The sequence below is a fragment of the Phytohalomonas tamaricis genome (genome assembly GCF_003012345.1).
Classification (GTDB): domain Bacteria; phylum Pseudomonadota; class Gammaproteobacteria; order Pseudomonadales; family Halomonadaceae; genus Phytohalomonas; species Phytohalomonas tamaricis.
Map to the genome: position 1 here is coordinate 1 of NZ_PVRV01000022.1, position 5,668 is coordinate 5,668.

The window sequence follows — 5,668 nt, forward strand, 5'->3', positions numbered from 1 at the left end:
GCCATTCCGAAGAATTTTCCAAACAGAATCAATGTCTTGCGCTTCCTCCGCCACCGACCCGAAGGACTCGTCCCCGGCAGCGGATGCGTACTTTACGCCTCCCTCTCTTCGAGCGCAAGCGGTTTTTATTAGCCTCTCAATAAAAAAGTAATACTAAAAAGCCTATAAGCAATGCATCCCATATTTTGGCAGACAATTTGAGAGTCAAGGCATAATACAGCAACATCATTTTCACACTAGCGTACCAGCGTAGTTAGAAGGGCTAGGCGCCTATTTTGTAAGAAGTGCATAACGACCAATTAGCTCGCTGCGCTTACTAGCTAAGAACTATAGGTGGATTCAATCTCGACATATATACGTGTGCGGTTACTTCATCCGACGTGAGCTGATGGCAGGGTACGAGTGAGGACAGTTTTCTGATAAGGCCAAGAATGCTTGTAATTAAATGAATTCACTGCTGCGTCCTCCACCATCGATGACACCCAGTCGTGATAAATGCTATTCGCAACTTTCACTCACGCATCGTTAGGATAGTTTCTTTTAGCCAGCATGACTAGCCCCATCAGCAGCCCAGGCGAGAACACCACATAGGCTTCAAAACCATTGGTTAAGCCCGCTTTATTAATCCAGCCCGTTTTTTGCGGTACTGCATGTGCCACACTGCTCGATCGACGCTGCCTCTTTTTAGGCCTGAGATTCATCACGTAATCGTTATCCGCGAGCAGCGTGTCGAGGGCAATTGGCAATGCTACTACTTCTAGATAAGATTCTGAGGCATGTCTTCGATTAGATAATGACCTCGATGAGTCGTTTCGATCGTCTGCTGCAACTTCTCATTAATACTAGGTACATAGAGATTCGTCTCGGCCAACTTGGTCGAGTCACTCGCTGTGGTTTTGATGCCCTAGGCTTCTTTATCAGTAGGCCCGACGCTAAACGAATCGGCTAACTATTCGCCATCTGCTTCTGATGAACGTGATACTACGTTTTCCACATGTCCGAAGCATCAAGCATATGAGCACGCATCGCCGTTATAACATTATTTTGAGGACTTTCTGTCGTCTCCATACCTAGCAGACTAATACCGAACGAGATGGAATAGGTGCAGCCCTTACGGACAGGCTCGGGCGGTGGCCATTGACGGTACTATTACAGTGGTAACTCAAAATCAGTAATTCCATCAGGTACGAATTATGAATAAGGTAGGCCATCGGTATGCGTACCAGGATTGAGTCCGTTAATTTCATCGAAAGCGCTACATGCGAACTCAGCCAAATACCGGCTAACCTGCGTATGAAGTCGAACTTGCATTCGAATTCTGCAAGCGATAGTAACGTCTTAGTAAATAGCTTGTTACTGCATCAGCGATCCGATGATAGGGTTTAGTATCCGGTGGGTATAATTGTCATCAATCTGCGCTTGCACAGTAAGGAGCATGTCATGTCTTGCGCAAAAATCATGTAAGTTAAAAGCGTCTGGTTTCCGCCCCCTCATCACTCGCTAAAGCGCTGGTTAAAGGAAGTAAGCTAACCGATTGAGCACAGTGGGATAATGGCCAGCTTGGTTAAGAGCTAGGCCGAATAATGAATAGCGATACAGGGCCGTCACCGAGCCAGACATTCCCATGGCCTCGAACCAAACTCAAACTTGCCAGCCGAGAAAGTTGATCCTATCAGGAGCTAGCTCTACACCACTTCAAATAAGGATTGCCGGACAAGACCAGCTGATTCTTTAATCTGAGCCTGCTCTAGCAGGGCTGACGAACAATGGCTTGTCGACCCAAACTCTTAGTGATATGCGGAAAAACGCAAGAATTAAACGCTTTACATTCATCGAGCGCTAGCTGGTCTATCTATCGCTGTTGCTGCTGATCAGCAGCAGTCTAGCAACTTACTAGAGCCAGGGCCTACAGCGACCAAGTAGCAAGCAGCCAATTCAACTGGTAATCGGTAATCTGCTCGATTCAGTGCTGCCAATCGTAAAAATACTAGTCTGATTAATAGTGAAATCTCATCTATTTACTCCGCTCTGCCTTCGAGATACTAGTAATGGCATTATTCTTCAAAGCTCACCAGATGCCATTCGCAATCAGACAATCCGGACACGCCGGTGCAATACTATTACCACGCCATCTGCCGTGGTGAGTAGTTACGGTTTCTAGCTATTCACAAGCAGCTGATAGAAGATGACCGTACCATCGAAATGGGGATCATGATTAACAAGACCTTTACCTTTCATTAAGCATTAGCCGGTAAAATCAGCTTACTAACGCTACAGTTCTTGATCTCACTTCCTGTGTCGACCTGCTCCTCCTGGCATCTGATATCCGCTAGATTGTCAGGCTAATACGGACATTGTTGCAAGTGATCTCCACATGCTCACCAACAGATATTCAGCCACTACACGGCACAGTTGGAAACTATTCTAAGCCGACTAGAAAAACTCACAGCCACAAACTACCCGTCAAATCCGCCCTCCTCTCGAAGACCTCAGCTTACAGGTGGGAAGTGCTTTAGAGGAGCCCGCAGTAGCTACCTTATAGATCGGGGATCGGCTGCTGGAGGACGTCTACCCTGGACTGGTCATGTGGCCCCTGAGTCAGGATATAAAGATTACCTATCTGAGCGAGCTGCAGCGCCCTGATAGGACGGATTAAATTCTCAAGGCTTAGTTTGCGGGGCCTGATGGCTTGTCGCTTGAAAGCGATATAAATTAAGGCAGTGATCTTTTCGGCATTACTGCATCCACTACGACATACATCTGACCACTAAACGAGACAAAATACATAGCCACCCGCGGCTTTTCATGCCTAGCAGTGCGATCAACTAATCATCGTCGGCGTAACGTGGTAGAGCAACTGTTCAACAGACTGAAAGATCATCCATGTGCTTGCCATGATCGTAAGCCGACAATTCTTAGACTATGATGACAATAACTGATGTAAAGCAACTAGAGTTCAGAAAAAATTTCACATGTGAAATTTTTTAGACAGCTTAGGCAATATGCATTGATCAAAGTATGGAATCATATTTGTCTTTACGACTAGCCAATCCAAACCTACGAAAGACTCAAGTGGACAGCTACTGGGATGAGGATAAACTAGACAACAATTAACCTGACTATGCTTGCACAAAGAATGTAAATTCTGATTATCGCAAGCAGAATATCTTAGCTAGTAATAATTGAATGCGCATCCAGCGGGAGTATCTATTATATTTAACCATACCAATTATAACTTAATATTTATCTTCTCTACTTCTGCATAAATCCTGACCGCTATTCATGGTTAGTTTTTTCATTAGCCTCGAAGTTCAGGATTGCCTGGATAGAAAGACGCCAAGTAAACTCAATTTTCTTTACTTTTTTGCCACGCTTAATAGGTGTCCAGTCAATTATAATTGAATCTGACTTCTCTATTTCTTTACAAGAAGACTCCAGCACGCGCCTCTTAATATCAGTGAATCGATACGAAGCTGGAATCTCGAGCGCAAAGCGTAAATCTTCTAAGTCAACGATCATTTTACCAGGGTCATTTGAAGGGTCGCCCATATAAGAATACAGATACTCCATTAGTCGCCAAGCATAAAGCGAACGAAGCGCCGATACACGAGAAAGCTTATAAGAGGTAAATCGGTGAGTAAGCTCATATAAGTGTGGCATGACGCTATCGGAGAAAGTAATTGCAACCCACCCTTCCCCATCATGATAGGTTGATCTATCTATCCATCTAATACGTGTGACTTTTTTTCCATCTCTTACAGAAATATACCGTTCAAAAATATTATCTGCCGCTCTCTTTAGATCCCGATAGGCTATTTTCGGATCAATACCAAAAGTATCAGCGTATTGTTGTGCGCTTACGTGCAGTGTTTTAGCCCCGGCATGCATCCTATTTGGACGGCTATCAATTTGGCTGATCGCAGCAGTAAAGAGTCGTTTTTCGGTAAGAGAAAATCCATGAGCCGCACGCGCAGCATCATTGGACATAGAAACGCGATTAGTTGCCAAGCTAAAAGAATGTTCTATAGCGCTTTCAACAAGCGCCGCAGCCTCATCTAATTCGATATGTTGTTTTTTATCAGCCATAACATGCCCCAACACCAAATAGGTGTTAAGTGTAAACCTAGCTATTAAAAGTGACAAGTTGTCACTTTTAATAAAGCCACTACTAAGTGAAACTCCTTACCTTAAATACTTTTTAAGACTATTACCGTTTTCACAAACCATCATCATGTCACCTTTGCGGGAATCATGGCTGCGAGGCCAGTCACCTCGCCCGACCATCATGATGTCACCTTTGCGGGAATCATGGCTGCGAGGCCAGTCGCCTCGCCCGACCATCATGATGTCACCTTTGCGGGAATCATGGCTGAGGGGCTAGTCACCTCGCCCGACCATCGTCATGTCACCTTTGCAGGGATCACGGCAGCGAGGGCCAGTCACCTCGCCCGACCATCATCATGTCACCTTTACAGAAATAATGGCTGCGGGGCCAGTCACCTCGCGTAACCATCATCATGCCATCTTTGCAGAAATAATGGCTGCGGGGCCAGCCACCTCGCTTGACCATCACTATGTCACCTTTGCGGGAATAATGGCTGCGGGGCCAGTCATCTCGCCCGACCATCATCATGTCACCTTTACAGGAATTACGGCAGCGAGGGCCAGTCCCCTCACCCGACCATCATCATGTCACTTTTGTGGGAATAATGGCGATCAGCGCCTGCCACCGAAGCTGACCATCAGCATGTCACCTTTATAGAAATTACAGCGGCCAAAGCCTGCTGCTCGGACCGATCATCATGTCACCTTTTCAGGAATCATGGCGATCAGCGCCTGCCACCGAAGCTGACCATCATCATGTCACCTTCACAGGAACCCCAGCGATCAGCGCCTGCCACCGGAGCTAGCCATCATCATGTCACCTTTACAGGAATCCCGGCGATCAGCGCCTGCCACCGAAGTTGACCATCATCATGTCACCCTTGGAGGAGCTAGGGTGATCGGCGCCTGCCACCGAAGCTAGCCATCATCATGTCACCTTTGCTGGAATCACGGCAGCGGGGCCAGTCACCTCTTACGACCATCACTATGTCACTTATAAAGGAATCACGGTGATCAGCGCCTGCCACCGAAGCTAACCATCATCATGTCACCTTTGGAGGAACTCGGCGGCGAGGGCCTGCAGCTAGGGCTGACCATCATCATGCAACCTTTGGAGGAACCCGGCGGCGAGGACCTGCAGCTAGGGCTGACCATCATCATGTCACTTTTGGAGAAGCTAGAGTGATCAGAACCTGCCACCGAAGCTGGCCATCATCATGCAACCTTTGGAGGAATCCGGCGACGAGGGCCTGCAGCTAGGGCTGACCATCATCATGTCACTTTTGGAGAAGCTAGAGTGATCAGAACCTGCCACCGAAGCTGGCCATCATCATGCAACCTTTGGAGGAACCCGGCGGCGAGGGCCTGCAGCTAGAACTGACCATCATCATGTCACTTTTGGAGAAGCTAGAGTGATCAGAACCTGCCACCGAAGCTGGCCATCATCATGCAACCTTTGGAAGAACCCAGCGGCGAGGGCCTGCAGCTAGAACTGACCATCATCATGTCACTTTTGGAGAAGCTAGAGTGATCAGAACCTGCCACCGAAGCTGGCCATCATCAT

General features: G+C 47.2%; 3 protein-coding genes. 1 reads left to right on the forward strand and 2 read right to left on the reverse strand.

Translation table 11 applies throughout. From position 1 onward, the window contains the following. Positions 1-515: 515 nt before the first annotated feature. Both C3Z11_RS11235 and C3Z11_RS11240 read right to left on the reverse strand, forming a co-directional pair. A complete protein-coding gene (locus C3Z11_RS11235; protein ID WP_158701018.1) occupies positions 516-746 on the reverse strand; it encodes a hypothetical protein in 231 nt (76 codons plus the stop codon). Between the two features lie 2,530 nt (positions 747-3,276). Continuing rightward, positions 3,277-4,086, reverse strand: coding sequence for a replication initiation protein (locus C3Z11_RS11240; protein ID WP_106478054.1), 810 nt, complete (start codon positions 4,084-4,086; stop codon positions 3,277-3,279). 1,063 nt (positions 4,087-5,149) lie between these two features. Between C3Z11_RS11240 and C3Z11_RS16880 the strand changes: the two genes are divergently transcribed. Next, on the forward strand, positions 5,150-5,290 hold the full coding sequence (locus C3Z11_RS16880) for a hypothetical protein (protein WP_158701020.1): 141 nt from the start codon (positions 5,150-5,152) through the stop codon (positions 5,288-5,290). Positions 5,291-5,668 lie beyond the last annotated feature (378 nt).